Raw genomic sequence first — 16845 nt, forward strand, 5'->3', positions numbered from 1 at the left:
CGGGGTTTTTATGCGAAATCAAGCTCCTCTATTTGGCGATAAATAGAGTATTCACCATTCTGGACAGTTCCGCGAATTGGTCATACTCTTAATCAATCGATTGATTAATTTTTTCAGGTGCGATGAATACTACTCCCGCGACCAGCAAAGGCGAACAGGCAAAAAGCCAGTTGATTAGCGCAGCCATCGCCCAGTTTGGCGAATATGGCCTGCATGCCACCACCCGCGACATTGCCGCCCAGGCAGGGCAAAACATCGCCGCAATCCCCTACTATTTCGGCTCAAAGGACGATCTCTATCTCGCCTGCGCGCAGTGGATAGCCGACTTTATTGGCCACAATTTTCGCCCTCACGCCGAAGCGGCGGAGCGGCTGCTTGCCGAGCCACACCCGGATAAAGAGGCCATGCGGACGCTGATCCTCGGCGCCTGCCGGAACATGATCCTGCTGCTCACCCAGGATGACACGGTCAACCTGAGCAAATTTATCTCCCGGGAGCAGCTGTCGCCCACCCCGGCGTACCAGTTAATCCATGACCAGGTGATCGCTCCGCTACACTGCTACCTGACGCGATTAATCGCCGCCTTTACCGGGCTTGAGGCGGACGACACGCGGATGGTCCTGCATACCCACGCGCTGCTGGGGGAGATCCTCGCCTTTCGCCTTGGCCGAGAAACCATTTTGCTGCGCACCGGATGGACGCAGTTTGATACCGAAAAAAACGAGCAAATTTATCAGGTTATTACCTGCCATATCGATTTCGTTCTGCAAGGATTATCGCAAAGGAGTTTGGGATCATGAAAAAACCGCTCATCGTCGTCCTGGTGGTGCTGCTGCTGATCGTTGCTACGGGCGGCGGCTGGTGGTGGTATCAAAGCAGCCAGCAGAAGGGGCTGACCCTGTATGGCAACGTTGATATTCGTACCGTTAACATGAGCTTCCGCGTTGGCGGGCGGCTGGCCTCGCTGAGCGTGGACGAGGGCGACGCTATCAAGGCCGGGCAAACCCTGGGCCAGCTCGACCGTGCCCCTTATGAAAATGCGCTGCAGCAGGCGCAGGCCAACGTCTCAACCGCTCAGGCGCAGTATGACCTGATGATGGCCGGCTACCGGGCGGAAGAGATTGCCCAGGCCGCGGCGGCGGTGAACCAGGCGCAGGCGGCCTATGAATACGCGCAGAACTTCTACCAGCGCCAGCTGGGCCTGCGCAAAAGCAGCGCCATTTCCGTCAACGATCTCGACAACGCGCGATCCGCGCGCGACCAGGCTCAGGCAACGCTGAAATCGGCGCAGGATAAGCTGCGCCAGTATCGTGCGGGTAACCGTCCGCAGGAGATAGCCCAGGCCAAAGCCAACCTTGAACAGGCGCAGGCCGCCCTGGCGCAGGCGAAGCTCGACCTGCACGATACCACGCTGGCCGCACCTTCCGACGGCACGCTGATGACCCGCGCCGTTGAGCCGGGCAGCATGCTCAGCGCCGGCGCTACCGTCATGACGCTGTCGTTAACCCGTCCGGTATGGGTTCGTGCCTACATCGATGAAAAAAATCTCGGCAACGCGCAGCCAGGACGCGAGGTGCTGCTGTACACCGATAGCCGCCCCAGTCAGCCCTATCGCGGCAGGATTGGCTTCGTTTCGCCGACGGCTGAATTTACGCCGAAGACCGTAGAGACGCCGGACCTGCGAACCGACCTGGTCTACCGCCTGCGTATCGTGGTGACCGACCCCGACGACGCGCTGCGCCAGGGGATGCCGGTCACCGTCACCTTCAGCAGCGGAAACGGACATGAGTGACGAGCTCATCACCCTTGACGGGCTGACCCGCAGCTTCGCCGGCATGACGCGACCCGCCGTTGCCCCGCTGAGCTGCACCGTACGTTCCGGCTACGTCACCGGGCTGGTCGGGCCCGACGGCGCGGGGAAAACCACCCTGATGCGCATGCTCGCCGGGCTGCTCAAGGCGGATAGCGGCAGCGCCAGCGTAATCGGCTTCGATCCGATTCGCGACGATAGCGCCCTGCACGCGGTGCTCGGCTATATGCCGCAAAAGTTCGGCCTGTACGAAGACCTGACGGTGATGGAGAACCTGACCCTGTATGCCGATCTACGCAGCGTGACCGGCGAAGCGCGGCGGAAAATTTTCGACCGCCTGCTCGAGTTCACCTCCCTCGGCCCCTTTACCGACCGGCTGGCCGGTAAGCTCTCCGGCGGCATGAAACAAAAGCTGGGGCTGGCCTGTACGCTGGTGGGCGAGCCGAAGGTGCTGCTGCTTGACGAACCGGGCGTCGGCGTTGACCCCATCTCGCGCCGCGAGCTGTGGCAAATGGTCCACGAGCTGGCGGGGGACGGAATGCTGATCCTCTGGAGCACATCGTACCTCGATGAAGCGGAGCAGTGCCGCGAGGTGCTGCTGATGAACGAAGGCCAGCTGCTGTATCAGGGGGAACCCCGTTCCCTGACCCAAACGATGGCCGGACGCAGCTTTTTGGTCTCCAGCCGCGAAGAGAATAACCGCCGCCTCCTGCAGCGGGCGCTGAAGCTGGAGCAAATCAGCGACGGCGTCATTCAGGGCAAATCGGTGCGCCTGATCCTCAAGAAGGAGGCCAGCATCGAGGAGGTGCGCAGCCACGCCAGCCTGCCGCCGCTGGAGATCGCCGAAACCTCGCCGCGCTTTGAGGATGCGTTTATTGACCTGCTGGGCGGCTCCGCGACCGCAGAGTCGCCGCTGGGGGCAATTATTCACAGCGTCGAAGGCTCCCATGATGAAACGGTTATCGAAGCGCAAACCCTCACCAAAAAATTCGGCGATTTCGCCGCCACCGATCACGTTGATTTCAAGGTTAAGCGCGGCGAAATTTTTGGCCTCCTCGGCCCCAACGGCGCGGGTAAATCAACCACCTTTAAAATGATGTGCGGCCTGCTGGTGCCCACCTCCGGTAAGGCGCTGGTGCTGGGCATGGATCTGAAGGTCAGCTCCGGCAAGGCCCGTCAGCATCTCGGCTATATGGCGCAGAAGTTTTCGCTCTACGGCAACCTGAGCGTTGAGCAGAACCTGCGCTTCTTCTCCGGCGTTTACGGCCTGCGCGGCCGGGTGCAGAACGAAAAAATTGAGCGCATGAGCGAAGCCTTCGGCCTGAAGGAGATAGCCAACCACGCCGCCGACGAGCTGCCGCTGGGCTACAAGCAGCGGCTGGCCCTGGCCTGCTCGCTGATGCACGAGCCGGATATTCTGTTTCTCGACGAGCCCACCTCCGGCGTCGACCCCCTCACCCGCCGCGAATTCTGGCTGCATATCAATAGCATGGTCGATAAAGGCGTGACGGTGATGGTCACCACCCACTTTATGGACGAGGCCGAATACTGCGACCGAATCGGCCTGGTCTATCGCGGCAAGCTTATCGCCAGCGGCACCCCGGATGCGCTAAAAGCGCTGGCGGCCAGCGATGAGCAGCCGGACCCGACCATGGAGCAGGCGTTTATTACCCTGATTCACGACTGGGACAAGGAGAATAGCAGTGAGCGCTAAAATGGTGTCATGGCGGCGCGTGCGCGCCCTGTGCGTCAAGGAGACACGGCAGATCGTACGCGATCCCAGCAGCTGGCTGATTGCGGTGGTGATCCCGCTGATGCTGCTGTTTATCTTTGGCTACGGCATCAACCTCGACTCCAGCAGGCTGCGGGTCGGCGTGCTGCTGGAGCAGCAGAGCGAAGAGGCGCTGGATTTCGTCCACACCATGACCGGCTCGCCCTACATCGACGCCACCATCAGCGACAATCGCCAGCAGTTGATTCAGCTTATGCAGGCCGGGCGGATCCGCGCGCTGGTGACCATTCCGGTGGATTTTGACCAGAAGATGGCCCGCCCCGGCGACGATGCCCCTATCCAGCTCATTACCGACGGCAGCGAGCCCAATACCGCCAACTTTGCCCAGGGCTATATCGAAGGTATCTGGCAGATCTGGCAGCAGCAGCGGGCGGAGGATCGCGGTGAAACCTTTGAGCCGCTGATCGACGTACAGACCCGCTACTGGTTTAACCCGGCGGCGATCAGCCAGCATTTTATTATTCCCGGCGCGATCACCATCATTATGACGGTCATTGGGGCGATCCTCACCTCGCTGGTTATCGCCCGCGAATGGGAGCGCGGCACCATGGAGGCGCTGCTCTCCACCGAAATTACCCGCGTCGAGCTGCTGCTGTGTAAGCTTATCCCCTACTATTTTCTCGGCATGCTGGCGATGCTGCTGTGCATGCTGGTGGCGGTGTTTATTCTCGATGTGCCCTATCGCGGCTCGCTGGTGATTCTGTTTTTCATCACCAGCCTGTTTTTGCTCAGTACCCTGGGGATGGGGCTGCTGATTTCGACCATCACCCGCAACCAGTTTAACGCCGCCCAGGTGGCGCTCAACGCCGCCTTTCTGCCGTCGATTATGCTGTCCGGGTTTATTTTCCAGATAGACAGTATGCCCGCGATAATCCGCGCGGTGACCTACGTTATCCCGGCCCGCTATTTTGTCAGCACCCTGCAAAGCCTGTTCCTGGCAGGCAATATTCCGGTGGTGCTGCTGGTAAACGTGATGTTTCTGATCGCCTCGGCGGTGATGTTTATCGGCCTGACGTGGCTGAAAACCAAACGGCGGCTCGATTAGGGCATTAGCCATTCCCCTGCGGTCGCTATCCGGGGGCAGCGTAAAGAGAGAACTGAAGATGTTTCATCGCTTATGGACGTTGATTCGCAAAGAACTACAGTCGCTGCTGCGCGAGCCGCAGACGCGGGCGATTTTGATTATGCCGGTGCTGATTCAGGTGCTGCTGTTCCCCTTCGCCGCGACGCTGGAGGTGACCAACGCCACCATTGCTATCTATAACGAAGACAATGGCAGCCACGCGGTTGAGCTGACGCAGCGCTTTGCTCGCGCCAGGGCCTTCACCCACATCCTGATCCTCAAAAGCCCGCAGGAGATCCAGCCCACTATTGATGAGCAGAAGGCGCTGCTGCTGATCCGCTTCCCGGCTGATTTCTCGCGCAACCTCGATAACTATCAGACCGCCCCGCTCCAGCTGCTGCTGGACGGCCGCAACTCAAACAGCGCGCAAATCGCCGCCAACTACCTGCAGCAAATCGTCAAAGAGTATCAGCAGGAGCTGCTGGAGGGGAAAGCCAGGCCTAACAACAGCGAGCTGGTCGTACGCAACTGGTATAACCCCAACCTCGACTATAAGTGGTTCGTGGTCCCGTCGCTGATCGCCATGATCACCACCATCGGCGTGATGATCGTCACCTCGCTATCGGTTGCCCGCGAACGCGAACAGGGAACCCTCGACCAGCTGCTGGTCTCGCCGCTGGCGACCTGGCAAATTTTCGTCGGTAAAGCGATACCGGCGCTGATCGTTGCCACCCTGCAGGCCAGCATCGTGCTGGGGGTCGGGATCTGGGCCTATCAGATCCCCTTCGCCGGCTCGCTGCTGCTGTTTTACTTTACGATGCTGATTTACGGGCTTTCGCTGGTGGGATTTGGCCTGCTGATTTCGTCGCTGTGCTCGACCCAGCAGCAGGCGTTTATTGGCGTATTTGTCTTTATGATGCCGGCAATCCTGCTCTCCGGCTACGTTTCACCGGTCGAAAATATGCCGCAATGGCTGCAGGACGTGACGTGGATAAACCCCATTCGTCACTTTACCGATATTACCAAGCAGATTTATTTGAAGGACGCGAGTCTGGAGATTGTGTGGGGAAGTTTGTGGCCGCTACTGGTCATAGCGGCCACCACGGGGTCAGCGGCGTATGCGATGTTTCGCAGAAAGATCGCCTGATCCCCGTCATCGTTCAGGCTGCCTCGGCGTTGGCTTCCTTACTCACCCCGGTCACATAGCTATCTATGCTCCCGGGGATTCGTCGCGTCGCCGCCTTGATGCAGTCCGAACGCTTTAGGGGATCCTTGCTATCGTTCAGGCTGCCTCGGCGTTGACTTCCTTACTCACCCCGGTCACATAGCTATTATGCTCCCGGGGATTCGCGGCGCTGCCGCCCTGATGCAGTCCGAACGCTTTAGGGGATCCCCGCCATTGCTCAGGGTGCCTCGGCGTTGGCTTGCCTTTCTTTGCCCCCGGTTACATAGCTATTATCTATGCTTCGGCGGGTTCGCGGCGCTGCCGCCCTGATGCAGCCCAAACTTAGAGTAGCGGTTTTTATCTTTCGCCAGCAGCGATACCACCGCCGGACCGGCCAGAATAACCAGCCCGGCGAGCGCCAGCAGCAGATTATTGTGCAGCACCCGTGACAGCAGCCACAGCACGATAACCGCGGCGCCAAAGTACCAGGTGGTGGTGAGTTCCTCAAGGAAATCACCGACATCGCGCCAGCGCTCTTCGTGGTGACGCTGTAAAAACAGCATCGACAGCAGCGTAACGCCGTACAGCACGCACAGCCCTAATCCGACACGAACCAGCGCGCCGCCCATCCAACCCATCACCAGTACTGCCACGACCAGTAGATGCAACATAATCTGCCAGCAACTGAGGCCAGTTGCGACGCGTACACGTTGTTGCCACTTCATGGCTTCTCTCCTGAAGGATCTTTATCTGTAACTCAGAGTACCGCACTTTACGGAAAATTCCGTATCACCGCATCTTTTTGTGACAGCTACTACACTATTTCATTCAGGAAAGAGATGTTAACCGGAGAAATATGGCCGAGAAAAATCCTTTATTGTCAGTAAACGTGCTGACAATTAACACCCATAAAGGCTTTACGACGTTTAACCGACGCTTCATTCTGCCCGAACTTCGCGACGCGGTACGCAGCATCGGCGCCGACATTGTTTGCCTCCAGGAGGTGATGGGCGCGCATGAGATTCACCCCCTGCATATCGAAAACTGGCCGGATACCACCCACTATGAGTTTCTGGCCGATGCGATGTGGAGCGATTATGCCTACGGGCGCAACGCGGTGTACCCGCAGGGACATCACGGCAACGCCGTGCTCTCCCGATTCCCCATCGAACACTATGAGAATCTCGATATTTCAGTCGGCCAGAGCGAAAAGCGCGGCCTGCTCTACTGTCGGATCGGGGTGCCGGAAAGCGGCGTGAATCTGCATCTGATTTGCGCTCATTTAGGGCTCAGCGCGGGGCAGCGACGGGCCCAGCTGGCGATGCTCGCCGAGCGGGTTAACCGCCTGCCGGAGGGGGAGCCGGTGGTGGTCGCGGGTGATTTTAACGACTGGCGCCAGCAGGCTAACCGTCCGCTCAAGGCGCTGGCCGGGCTGGAGGAGATCTTCACCCGCGCCCGCGGTCGCCCGGCGCGCACGTTCCCGGCGCGCTTTCCGCTGCTGCGCCTTGACCGCATCTATGTCAAAAACGTCCACGCCGGTCAGCCAAGGGCGTTGGATCTTCAACAATGGCGTCATCTTTCCGATCACGCCCCGCTCAGCGTGGAGCTTCATCTGTGAAATGCAGCTGGCAGAATGGAAACCGGATCCAGCTTCTGGAGAACGGCGATAGCTACTATCCGGCGCTGTTTCGCGCCGTCGACCGCGCAAAGCGCAAGGTAACCCTTGAAACCTTTATCTGGTTCGAGGACGACGTGGGCTGGCAGCTCCACGCGGTGCTGCTGAAGGCCGCGCGCCGCGGCGTCGAGGTTGAGGTGCTGCTCGACGGCTACGGCTCCCCTGACCTGAGCGATGGCTTCGTTAACGAACTCATCTCGGCGGGAGTGATATTTCGCTACTACGACCCGCGCCCGCGCCTGCTCGGGATGCGCACTAACCTGTTTCGCCGCATGCACCGTAAAATTGTCGTCGTGGATGACACCACGGCGTTTGTTGGCGGGATTAACTACTCCGCGGAGCATATGACCGACTACGGCCCGGAGGCTAAGCAGGACTATGCCGTCCAGGTGGAGGGGCCGGTGGTGCTGGATATTGCGCAGTTTGTGCAGCAAAACCTGCCCGCCAGCGAAGACGGGCGCCGTCGCTGGCGCCGACGTCGCCACCAGCCGGAGGTTAACCAGCATCCCGGCGAAGCGCAGGCGCTGTTCGTCTGGCGGGACAATCTCGAACATCGGGACGATATCGAACGTCACTACCTGAAAATGCTGGCCAACGCGCGGCGGGAGGTGATTATCGCCAACGCCTATTTCTTCCCCGGCTATCGGCTGCTGCACGCGATGCGCAGCGCCGCCCGGCGCGGCGTGCGGGTGAAGCTTATCGTGCAGGGTGAACCCGATATTCCCATCGTCAAGGTTGGCGCGAGGCTGCTGTACAACTATCTGGTGAAGGGCGGCGTGCAGGTTTTTGAGTATCGCCGCCGCCCGCTGCACGGCAAGGTCGCCCTCGCGGACGACCACTGGGCTACCGTCGGCTCCAGCAACCTCGATCCGCTCAGCCTGTCATTAAACCTCGAGGCCAACCTGATCGTTCACGACCGGGAGTTCAACCAAACCCTGCGCGATAATCTGAATATGCTTATCCAGCAGGACTGCAAGCAGGTAGACCGTTCCATGCTGCCCAAACGCAGCTGGTGGAATCTGGGCCGCAGCGTGCTGGCCTTCCACTTCCTGCGCCACTTCCCGGCGTGGGTAGGCTGGCTGCCCGCCCATACGCCGAAGATGGCGCAGGTCAAACCGCCAGCGCAGCCGGAGATGGAAACTCAGGATCGGACGCAGACGCAGAGCCCGGAGGTAAAATCCTGATGGCCAAATCACACCCTCGCTGGCGACTGGCCAAACGTATCCTCAGCGGACTCTTTTTTATCGCCGTTGCCGTACTGCTGGTGGTCTATGCGCAAAAAATAGACTGGCCGGAAGTATGGAAAGTGATTCGCGGCTATAACCGCGTGGCGCTGCTCGGCGCCTTTGGCCTGGTTATCGTCAGCTATCTGATCTACGGCTGCTATGACCTGCTCGGGCGCGCCTACTGCGGGCACCGGCTGGCTAAGCGCCAGGTGATGCTGGTGTCGTTTATCTGCTACGCCTTTAACCTGACCCTCAGCACCTGGATCGGCGGCATCGGGATGCGCTATCGCCTCTATTCCCGCCTCGGCCTGCGCGGCGCAACCATTACCCGCATCTTTTCGCTGAGCATTACCACCAACTGGCTGGGTTACGTGGTGCTCGGCGGGGTGGTTTTTAGCGCCGGTCTGGTGCAGCTTCCCGCGCGCTGGTATATCAGCCAGGAGACGCTGCGCATCATCGGCATCGCGATGCTGCTGATTTCGATCCTCTATCTGTGGGCCTGCGCGTTCGCCAAACGCCGCCATCTGACGATAAAGGGGCAGCGGCTGGTGCTTCCCTCCTGGCGCTTCGCGCTGCTACAGGCCGCGCTTTCCTGCGCCAACTGGCTGGTGATGGGGGTCATTATCTGGCTGCTGCTGGGTCAGGAGGTGAGCTACTTCCTCGTGTTGGGGGCGCTGCTGGTGAGCAGCATCGTCGGGGTGGTGGTGCACATCCCCGCCGGTCTTGGCGTGCTGGAGGCGGTGTTTATCGCGATGCTCTCCGCAGAGCCTGTCTCCCGGGGAGCGGTGATTGCCGCCCTGCTCGCGTACCGCCTGCTCTATTACTTCCTGCCGCTGGCGATCGCCACGATGGGCTATCTGATTCTGGAAAGTCAGGCCAAAAAGCTGCGGGAGAAAAATCAGCGCAAGCTGGCGGACGGATGAGAGGAGATGAGAGAGAAAGAGAACCCCGGCGGCGTAAGGCTCACCGGGGTTTTACGATCTTAACGACGGTTGCCTAAAATACGCAGCATCATCAGGAACAGGTTGATAAAGTCCAGATACAGCGTCAGCGCGCCAAGGATCGAGTATTTGCGCAGCGTCGAGGTATCACGGGTGTCGATCTGCTCGCCGATATTTTTCAGCCTCTGAGTGTCATAGGCGGTGAGGCCCACGAACACAATCACCCCGATATAGGTCACCGCCCACATCAGCGCTTCGCTCTTCAGCCAGAAGTTCACCAGCGAAGCCAGAACGATACCAATCAGCGCCATAAACAGCATATTACCAAAGCCGCTGAGATCGCGTTTGGTGGTGTAGCCGTAGAGGCTCATGGCGCCAAACATCCCGCCGCTGACCACAAAGGTGCTGGCAATCGACGAATAGGTGTAGGCGATGAAAATGCTGGATAGCGTGAGCCCGGTCAGCGCCGAATAGAGCATAAATAGCGTCGTCGCCATGCCCGCGCTCAGGCGCTGCACCATCCCGGAGAGCACGAAGACCAGCGCCAGCTGGGCGATGATCAGCCCGAAGAAGGTAATTTTGCTGGAAAAGACAAACATCATCACCGCCGGCGTGTTGGCGGCAAACCAGGCGATAAATGCCGTTAGCAGCAGGCCGACCGTCATCCAGCCGTACACCTGGGCCATATAGGTTTGCAGGCCGCCGCGCGCCTGGACGATGGAATCGGAACGGGGGAATCTGTCCATGACTATCTCCTGATTAACGAAATTAACCCTTTAAGCGTATCATACTACCAGCGCTCTGCCGCCTGACGATCGCTGTCGCGCGCGTCAACCCAGCGTTCGCCTTCCGGCGTGGCCTCACGCTTCCAGAACGGCGCGCGGGTTTTCAGATAATCCATAATGAATTCGCCGGCGGCAAAGGCGCTGCTGCGGTGCGCGCTGGTGACGCCGACAAACACAATCTCTTCGCCCGGCCACATTTCACCGATGCGGTGAATCACCGTGACCCGCCCCAGCGGCCAGCGCTCGCGCGCCAGTTCGACAATCTCCGCCAGCGATTTTTCGGTCATGCCCGGATAGTGTTCGAGGGTCAGCGCCTTCACGCTCTCACCAAGATTGTGGTTACGCACTTTGCCGGTGAAGGTGACGACGGCGCCGTCCTCGTCGCGCTCGGCAAGCCACGGATATTCGTCGCCAACGCGAAAGCGCGCCGGGCTGACGATAATGCGGGTTTGCGTCATATCAGCCTCCCGTAACCGGCGGGAAAAACGCCACTTCGTCGCCGGCGGTGACCGGATGGTCAAAGGTGGTCAGCGTCTGGTTCACCGCCGCCAGCAGCTTGCCCTCTTCCAGCGCCAGCGCCCAGCGGTCGCCGCGGGCAATGAGCTGACGGCGAACCGCCTCCACCGTCGCGGCCTCGCTCGCGTCGAGGGTTAACGCATCGGTGCCCACCAGCTCGCGCACCTGGGCAAAAAACAGAATCTTAATCATGAGCATCGTCCGCCTTAAAGTCGCCGGATTTACCGCCGCTTTTCGCCAGCAGGCGCAGCGGGCCGATCGTCATATCTTTTTGCACGGCTTTGCACATATCGTAAATTGTCAGCGCCGCCACGGAGGCCGCGGTCAGCGCCTCCATCTCCACGCCGGTTTTCCCGGTCAGCCGACAGAGGGATTCGATCCGCACCCGGCTATGTTCCGGCTGCGCCTGCAGGTTAACCTCTACTTTGCTAAGCATCAGCGGATGGCACAGCGGGATCAGCTCCCACGTCCGCTTCGCCGCCTGGATCCCGGCAATGCGGGCGGTGGCGAAAACGTCACCCTTGTGGTGGCTGCCGTCGATAATCATCGCCAGCGTGGTCGCCTGCATGTCGACAAATACTTCAGCCCGCGCCTCGCGAACCGTTTCGGCCTTCGCCGAGACGTCGACCATGTGCGCCTCGCCGGCGGCGTTAATATGGGTCAGTTGTGACATAAATTATTTCTTCAAATGAGGGATAAAGTTACACGGGCGGGTGCGGGCATCGAGCTGGGGCGCAATGATATTTTCCCACGCGGTGCGGCAGGCTTTGGTCGAACCGGGCATCGCAAAAATAAGCGTGCCGTTAGCCACGCCGGCAACGGCGCGGGACTGCAGCGTCGAGGTGCCGATCTCTTCAAAAGAGAGCATGCGGAACACCTCGCCAAAGCCTTCAACTTCCCGGTCAAACAGCGGCAGCAGCGCTTCCGGGACCTGATCGCCTTCGGTAAAGCCGGTCCCGCCGGTAATGAGCACCACCTGAACGTCGTCGCTGGCAATCCACGCCGAAACCCGGGCGCGAATGGCGTAGCGGTTCTCTTTCACAATCGCCTTATCCACAACCGCATGCCCCGCTTCCTGCGCCGCGTCGCGCAGCCAGTGGCCAGAGGTATCGTCCTCTTCGCCACGGCGGCTGGAAACGGTGAGAATAGCAATGCGGGTCGGGATAAACTCAGCGCTGGCCTGACTCATCTGTTCGCTCCTTTAGAATCAATTATCCGCCAATATACGACAGGTTTTGCGTAATACCGGTGTTGCCCTGATGCAGGAAATGGGTTTGTTTTTTATGGGTTAATGCTTCGGAGATGCGCGCTTCCAGCACCGCCTGCTGGCAGTCCTCGGCCAGCAGATCGCGTAGATCTACGCCGCCGTCGCCGAACAGGCACAGATGCAGCTTGCCCACGGAGGAGACGCGCAGGCGGTTGCAGGTGGCGCAGAAGTCTTTTTCATAGGGCATGATCAGGCCGATCTCTCCGGCGTAGTCCGGATGGCAGAAGACCTGCGCCGGGCCGTCGCTGCGCTGGCTGATCTGGTGGATCCAGCCGCGTCTGAGCAGCTCGTCGCGCAGCACCATGCCGGAGATATGGTGCCGGCGAAACAGGTCGCTGCCCTCTCCGGTTTCCATCAGTTCAATAAAGCGCAGCTGAATACGGCGCGGCTGGATCCAGGCGAGGAAGGTGTCGAGCTGGTGGTGGTTCACATCGCGCATCAGCACGGTGTTGACCTTCACTTTCTCAAAGCCGGCGGCGAAGGCGGCATCGATGCCGTCCATCACCTGCTGAAATTTATCCTGCCCGGTGATGGCGTGAAACTGGCGGGCGTCGAGGCTGTCCACGCTGACGTTGATTGCCGTCAGCCCGGCGTCGCGCCAGCGTTCGACGTCCCGCGCCAGGCGATAGCCGTTGGTGGTGACCGCAATCTGCCGAATGGCGCTATTTTCACGTACGGCGGCGATAACGTCGGCGAAATCGCGGCGCAGCGAGGGTTCACCGCCGGTCAGGCGCACCTTTTCGGTGCCGAGGGCGGAAAACGCGCGCGTCACGCGGCGCACTTCATCTACGCTGAGAAAGCCTTTATTGGTCACCGAGCCGGGCTTGTAGCCGTCCGGGAGACAGTAGGTGCAACGAAAGTTACACACGTCGGTAATCGACAGGCGCAAGTAGTAAAACTTACGCGCAAATGCATCGGTAAGCTGTGAGGCCATATACACCTTTCCAAGTACGGGAGACGCGGTCATTTCTTCCCACGCCCTGGTGACAAGCTGAGCTGTCACGGCCAAAGCACCATATCTTGCGACACAGGCACAGAGGCTAGAGTGTTAACTGGTTTATGCCGATAGTAGCGCGGAAACGACCGTTTCGCCATTTTCGATTTCGCTATATAATTATGTACATATCGCTACGATCGTGCATTTTCGTAACAGAATAGCCAAAATTCAGGGTTTTGCATTGATGTCGGTCAGTTTGTCAGGATCGGAGCATCGTCTTTTAGGGGTAGATCGGTTACTGTGAGCCCGTTCATTTGAGATAAGGAATTAGTATGCGCAATCGGACTTTCGCCGACCTCGATCGGGTAGTGGCTCTTGGCGGAGGGCATGGTTTGGGCCGGGTGATGTCGTCACTCTCATCGCTCGGATCGCGCCTGACCGGCATCGTCACCACCACCGATAACGGCGGATCGACGGGGCGTATTCGCCGTGCCGAAGGCGGCATTGCCTGGGGAGATATGCGCAACTGTATTAACCAGCTGATCGCCGAACCCAGCGTGGCATCCGCCATGTTTGAGTACCGTTTTGCCGGTAACGGCGAACTTTCCGGGCATAACCTCGGAAATCTGATGTTAAAGGCCCTCGATCACCTCAGCGTCAGGCCCTTAGAGGCGATTAATTTAATCAGAAACCTGCTAAAAGTTGACGCATTTCTGATACCGATGTCCGAACAACCGGTGGACCTGATGGCGATTGACGACGAAGGCCACGAAGTTTATGGCGAAGTCAATATCGACCAGCTTCCCCGCGTGCCGCGCGAGCTGATGCTGACGCCGCCGGTTCCCGCTACCCGCGAAGCGGTTGCGGCGATCGCCGAAGCCGATCTCATTCTGATCGGCCCCGGCAGCTTCTACACCAGCCTGCTGCCTATTTTGCTGCTCGACGATATGGCGCAGGCGCTGCGCCGCACGCCGGCACCGATGGTTTTTATCGACAACCTCGGCAAAGAGCATAGCCCGGCCGCCACCCTGACGCTGGCGGACCGCATCGCGATTATGGAGCACTACGTAGGCAAGCGGGTGATTGACGCCGTGGTCGTCGGACCGAAGGCCGATATTCGCGGCCTTGAGGACCGGATGGTCATCCAGACGCCGCTGGATGCCAGCGACGTGCCCTATCGCCACGATCGCCTGCTGCTGCGCAACGCGCTGGAAAAAGCGATTCAGATACCCGGCTAATTCCGAATTGCTTCATACCGTGGGGAGCGTCAACTCCCCACATTAAAATCTTAAGGTTGTCTTAAAATAGACGTGGCAGCATAGTGAGCATGTTTTCATCAGGACTTTTGCTATGTCGTTATTTCCACTGCGTCGACCGGTAGTGAGCCGCACGGTTTACCTGATTCTCTTTGCCGCCTACGTCGGGCTATTCCTCAATATCGCCTTCTATCGCCAGGTCTTCACCCTGCTGCCGGTCAATAACCTGCATAGCTGGCTGGTGTTCCTCAGCATGCCGCTGGTCACCTTCAGCGTGATGAATATCCTCACTACCCTGGCCTCTTTTCTGAAGCTCGACCGGGTCGTTATCACCCTGTTTATTCTGCTCAGCGCCTCGGCACAGTATTTTATCTGGACCTTCGGGGTCATTATCGACCGGGCGATGATCACCAACATTCTGGATACCACGCCGGCGGAGAGCTTCGCCCTGATGTCGGGCAGCATGGTGCTGACGCTCGGGCTTTCCGGCGTGCTGGCGGTACTGGCGGCCTGGTGGATTAAGGTGCGTAAGCCGAAAACCTTCACCCGCGGCGTTGCCGTACGGCTGCTCAACGTGGCGCTGTCGGCTCTCCTTATCATCCTGATTGCTGCCCTGTTTTATAAAGATTACGCCTCGGTGTTCCGCAATAATAAAGAGCTGGTGAAGTCGCTCAGCCCGTCAAACAGCATCGTGGCGATCAACTCGTGGTATGCGCACAACAGGATGGACAATCTGCCGCTGGTCAAAATTGGCGAAGATGCGCAGCAAAAGCCGCAAATGCGCGACGGGCCGAGAAAAAACCTGACCATTCTGGTGCTGGGTGAGACCTCGCGGGCGGAAAATTTCTCCCTCGGCGGCTACCCCCGCGAAACCAACCCGCGCCTGCAGCAGGATAACGTTATCTATTTTCCCGACACCACCTCCTGCGGTACTGCCACCGCCGTTTCCGTGCCGTGCATGTTCTCCAACATGCCGCGCGAGCACTATGATGAAGAGCTGGCCCATCACCAGGAGGGCGTGCTGGACATTCTGCAGCGCGCCGGTATTCAGGTATTGTGGAACGACAACGACGGCGGCTGTAAAGGCGCCTGCGATCGCGTTCCGCATCAGAACGTCACCGATCTCAAGCTGACGGGCCAGTGCATCGACGGCGAGTGCTACGATGAGGTCTTATTCCATAATCTGGAAAGCTACATCGACGGTTTGCAACAGGACGGCATTATCGTTCTGCACACTATCGGCAGCCACGGCCCGACGTACTACAATCGCTACCCTGCTGAATTCAAAAAATTCACCCCCACCTGCGATACCAATGAAATTCAGGGCTGCTCGCAGCAGCAGCTGACCAACACCTACGACAACACCATTTTGTACGTCGATTACGTGGTGGATAAGGCCATCAAGCTGCTGCAGTCAAAGCAGGATAAATTTACCACCAGCCTGGTCTATCTTTCCGACCACGGCGAGTCGCTGGGGGAAGATGGCGTGTATCTGCACGGGCTGCCGTGGTCCATCGCGCCGGATACGCAAAAGCACGTTCCGATGCTGATGTGGCTGTCGCAGGATTACCAGCAGCGCTACGGCGTCTCCAGCCAGTGCCTGCAGCAAAAGGCAAAAACGGCGCCCTATTCGCAGGATAACTTGTTCTCCACCCTGCTCGGCCTGTTCGGGGTCAATACCCGCGAATACCGGCCGTCAGACGATATTTTAACGCCATGCATAAGCGAGGCCGGCAGATGAAAATCTTAGTCATTGAAGACGACGCGCTCCTGTTACAGGGATTAATTCTGGCCATGCAGAGCGAAGGATACGCCTGCGACGGCGTCGCCAGCGCGCATGAGGCCGCGCTGTCGCTGGCCAGCAACCACTACAGCCTGGTGGTCCTCGACCTCGGGCTGCCGGATGAGGACGGCCTGCATTTCCTCGCGCGGATGCGCCGGGAGAAATTCAGCCAGCCGGTGCTGATCCTCACCGCCCGCGATACCGTCGAAGACCGCATTAGCGGCCTCGATACCGGCGCCGATGACTATCTGGTGAAGCCCTTCGCGCTGGAGGAGCTTAACGCCCGCATCCGCGCGCTGCTCCGCCGCCACAATAACCAGGGCGACAGCGAAATGGTGGTCGGCAACCTGCGCCTTAATATTACCCGCCGCCAGGTGTGGCTGGGCGGGGATTCGCTGGATCTGACGCCAAAAGAGTACTCCCTGCTGTCGCGCCTGATGATGAAGGCGGGCAGTCCGGTACATCGGGAAATTCTCTACAACGATATCTACAGCTGGGATAACGAGCCGGCGACCAATACCCTCGAGGTGCATATCCACAACCTGCGCGATAAGGTCGGTAAGGCGCGGATCCGCACCGTCAGGGGCTTTGGCTATATGCTGGTGAACAATACCGAATCGGAGTCATAA

At 59.2% G+C, this 16845-nt stretch carries 18 protein-coding genes and 1 riboswitch; of the genes, 11 read left to right on the forward strand and 7 right to left on the reverse strand.

Going from position 1 to position 16845, the window contains the following annotated elements:
- Positions 1 to 122: 122 nt before the first annotated feature.
- Genes cecR through HCK03_RS18580 form a run of 5 tightly spaced genes read left to right on the forward strand, consistent with a single transcriptional unit; the run spans position 123 to position 5812 of the window.
- Entirely contained in the window at positions 123 to 800 is a 678-nt protein-coding gene (gene cecR, locus HCK03_RS18560) for a transcriptional regulator CecR (protein WP_167692019.1), read from the forward strand.
- A complete protein-coding gene (gene hlyD / locus HCK03_RS18565) occupies positions 797 to 1792 on the forward strand; it encodes a secretion protein HlyD (RefSeq protein WP_115193277.1) in 996 nt (331 codons plus the stop codon). Before cecR ends, hlyD begins: the two co-directional genes overlap by 4 nt.
- On the forward strand, positions 1785 to 3524 hold the full coding sequence (locus tag HCK03_RS18570; RefSeq protein ID WP_167692020.1) for an ATP-binding cassette domain-containing protein: 1740 nt from the start codon (positions 1785 to 1787) through the stop codon (positions 3522 to 3524). Before hlyD ends, HCK03_RS18570 begins: the two co-directional genes overlap by 8 nt.
- A gap of 1 nt (position 3525) precedes the next feature.
- Positions 3526 to 4647, forward strand: coding sequence for an ABC transporter permease (locus HCK03_RS18575; RefSeq protein ID WP_115194000.1), 1122 nt, complete (start codon positions 3526 to 3528; stop codon positions 4645 to 4647).
- 58 nt (positions 4648 to 4705) lie between these two features.
- Positions 4706 to 5812, forward strand: coding sequence for an ABC transporter permease (locus HCK03_RS18580; protein WP_041144694.1), 1107 nt, complete (start codon positions 4706 to 4708; stop codon positions 5810 to 5812).
- 308 nt (positions 5813 to 6120) lie between these two features.
- Here the strand turns inward: HCK03_RS18580 and HCK03_RS18585 are convergent, their stop codons facing one another.
- Complete coding sequence (locus tag HCK03_RS18585) at positions 6121 to 6555, reverse strand: YbhQ family protein (protein WP_041144693.1); 435 nt, start codon at positions 6553 to 6555, stop codon at positions 6121 to 6123.
- A 131-nt stretch (positions 6556 to 6686) separates the two neighbouring features.
- Between HCK03_RS18585 and HCK03_RS18590 the strand changes: the two genes are divergently transcribed.
- Genes HCK03_RS18590 through HCK03_RS18600 form a run of 3 tightly spaced genes read left to right on the forward strand, consistent with a single transcriptional unit; the run spans position 6687 to position 9654 of the window.
- Positions 6687 to 7448 carry an endonuclease/exonuclease/phosphatase family protein gene (locus HCK03_RS18590; RefSeq protein WP_041144692.1) on the forward strand — a complete coding sequence of 254 codons (762 nt, stop codon included), beginning with the start codon at positions 6687 to 6689 and terminating at the stop codon, positions 7446 to 7448.
- Positions 7445 to 8689, forward strand: a complete 1245-nt coding sequence (gene clsB / locus HCK03_RS18595) for a cardiolipin synthase ClsB (RefSeq protein ID WP_167692021.1) — start codon at positions 7445 to 7447, stop codon at positions 8687 to 8689. Before HCK03_RS18590 ends, clsB begins: the two co-directional genes overlap by 4 nt.
- Positions 8689 to 9654, forward strand: coding sequence for a lysylphosphatidylglycerol synthase domain-containing protein (locus HCK03_RS18600; RefSeq protein WP_167692022.1), 966 nt, complete (start codon positions 8689 to 8691; stop codon positions 9652 to 9654). Before clsB ends, HCK03_RS18600 begins: the two co-directional genes overlap by 1 nt.
- Before the next feature lie 59 nt (positions 9655 to 9713).
- Here the strand turns inward: HCK03_RS18600 and HCK03_RS18605 are convergent, their stop codons facing one another.
- From HCK03_RS18605 to moaA, 6 genes are all read right to left on the reverse strand, one after another.
- Entirely contained in the window at positions 9714 to 10418 is a 705-nt protein-coding gene (locus HCK03_RS18605; RefSeq protein ID WP_041144689.1) for a Bax inhibitor-1/YccA family protein, read from the reverse strand.
- A 44-nt stretch (positions 10419 to 10462) separates the two neighbouring features.
- Complete coding sequence (gene moaE, locus HCK03_RS18610) at positions 10463 to 10915, reverse strand: molybdopterin synthase catalytic subunit MoaE (RefSeq protein ID WP_041144688.1); 453 nt, start codon at positions 10913 to 10915, stop codon at positions 10463 to 10465.
- A gap of 1 nt (position 10916) precedes the next feature.
- On the reverse strand, positions 10917 to 11165 hold the full coding sequence (gene moaD / locus HCK03_RS18615) for a molybdopterin synthase sulfur carrier subunit (RefSeq protein WP_123551468.1): 249 nt from the start codon (positions 11163 to 11165) through the stop codon (positions 10917 to 10919).
- The gene (gene moaC, locus HCK03_RS18620) at positions 11158 to 11646 is read right to left on the reverse strand and encodes a cyclic pyranopterin monophosphate synthase MoaC (protein WP_041144687.1); all 489 of its coding nucleotides are present in this window, start codon (positions 11644 to 11646) and stop codon (positions 11158 to 11160) included. Before moaC ends, moaD begins: the two co-directional genes overlap by 8 nt.
- Positions 11647 to 11649: 3 nt before the next feature.
- A complete protein-coding gene (gene moaB, locus HCK03_RS18625; RefSeq protein WP_167692023.1) occupies positions 11650 to 12162 on the reverse strand; it encodes a molybdenum cofactor biosynthesis protein B in 513 nt (170 codons plus the stop codon).
- Between the two features lie 22 nt (positions 12163 to 12184).
- Positions 12185 to 13174 (reverse strand): GTP 3',8-cyclase MoaA, encoded by a 990-nt coding sequence (gene moaA / locus HCK03_RS18630; protein ID WP_076944993.1) that lies wholly within the window; start codon positions 13172 to 13174, stop codon positions 12185 to 12187.
- Positions 13162 to 13300: riboswitch (molybdenum cofactor riboswitch) on the reverse strand. It overlaps the preceding gene by 13 nt.
- A 209-nt stretch (positions 13301 to 13509) precedes the next feature.
- On the opposite strand from moaA, the gene yvcK reads away from it, so the two are divergent.
- From yvcK to pmrA, 3 genes are all read left to right on the forward strand, one after another.
- Positions 13510 to 14415, forward strand: coding sequence for a uridine diphosphate-N-acetylglucosamine-binding protein YvcK (gene yvcK, locus HCK03_RS18635; protein WP_041144684.1), 906 nt, complete (start codon positions 13510 to 13512; stop codon positions 14413 to 14415).
- A 112-nt stretch (positions 14416 to 14527) separates the two neighbouring features.
- Positions 14528 to 16174 carry a phosphoethanolamine transferase EptA gene (eptA, locus tag HCK03_RS18640; RefSeq protein ID WP_167692024.1) on the forward strand — a complete coding sequence of 549 codons (1647 nt, stop codon included), beginning with the start codon at positions 14528 to 14530 and terminating at the stop codon, positions 16172 to 16174.
- Positions 16171 to 16845: a two-component system response regulator PmrA gene (gene pmrA, locus HCK03_RS18645; protein WP_115193282.1), complete on the forward strand. Its 675-nt coding sequence runs from the start codon at positions 16171 to 16173 to the stop codon at positions 16843 to 16845. Before eptA ends, pmrA begins: the two co-directional genes overlap by 4 nt.

Source organism: Klebsiella terrigena, from assembly GCF_012029655.1.
GTDB classification, from domain to species: domain Bacteria; phylum Pseudomonadota; class Gammaproteobacteria; order Enterobacterales; family Enterobacteriaceae; genus Klebsiella; species Klebsiella terrigena.

Coding starts and splice junctions, on each gene's coding strand:
- cecR (WP_167692019.1), top strand. CDS start 123: ATGAATACTACTCCCGCGACCAGCAAAGGCGAACAGGCAAAAAGCCAG.
- hlyD (WP_115193277.1), top strand. CDS start 797: ATGAAAAAACCGCTCATCGTCGTCCTGGTGGTGCTGCTGCTGATCGTT.
- HCK03_RS18570 (WP_167692020.1), top strand. CDS start 1,785: ATGAGTGACGAGCTCATCACCCTTGACGGGCTGACCCGCAGCTTCGCC.
- HCK03_RS18575 (WP_115194000.1), top strand. CDS start 3,526: ATGGTGTCATGGCGGCGCGTGCGCGCCCTGTGCGTCAAGGAGACACGG.
- HCK03_RS18580 (WP_041144694.1), top strand. CDS start 4,706: ATGTTTCATCGCTTATGGACGTTGATTCGCAAAGAACTACAGTCGCTG.
- HCK03_RS18585 (WP_041144693.1), bottom strand. CDS start 6,555: ATGAAGTGGCAACAACGTGTACGCGTCGCAACTGGCCTCAGTTGCTGG.
- HCK03_RS18590 (WP_041144692.1), top strand. CDS start 6,687: ATGGCCGAGAAAAATCCTTTATTGTCAGTAAACGTGCTGACAATTAAC.
- HCK03_RS18600 (WP_167692022.1), top strand. CDS start 8,689: ATGGCCAAATCACACCCTCGCTGGCGACTGGCCAAACGTATCCTCAGC.
- HCK03_RS18605 (WP_041144689.1), bottom strand. CDS start 10,418: ATGGACAGATTCCCCCGTTCCGATTCCATCGTCCAGGCGCGCGGCGGC.
- moaE (WP_041144688.1), bottom strand. CDS start 10,915: ATGACGCAAACCCGCATTATCGTCAGCCCGGCGCGCTTTCGCGTTGGC.
- moaD (WP_123551468.1), bottom strand. CDS start 11,165: ATGATTAAGATTCTGTTTTTTGCCCAGGTGCGCGAGCTGGTGGGCACC.
- moaC (WP_041144687.1), bottom strand. CDS start 11,646: ATGTCACAACTGACCCATATTAACGCCGCCGGCGAGGCGCACATGGTC.
- moaB (WP_167692023.1), bottom strand. CDS start 12,162: ATGAGTCAGGCCAGCGCTGAGTTTATCCCGACCCGCATTGCTATTCTC.
- moaA (WP_076944993.1), bottom strand. CDS start 13,174: ATGGCCTCACAGCTTACCGATGCATTTGCGCGTAAGTTTTACTACTTG.
- yvcK (WP_041144684.1), top strand. CDS start 13,510: ATGCGCAATCGGACTTTCGCCGACCTCGATCGGGTAGTGGCTCTTGGC.
- eptA (WP_167692024.1), top strand. CDS start 14,528: ATGTCGTTATTTCCACTGCGTCGACCGGTAGTGAGCCGCACGGTTTAC.
- pmrA (WP_115193282.1), top strand. CDS start 16,171: ATGAAAATCTTAGTCATTGAAGACGACGCGCTCCTGTTACAGGGATTA.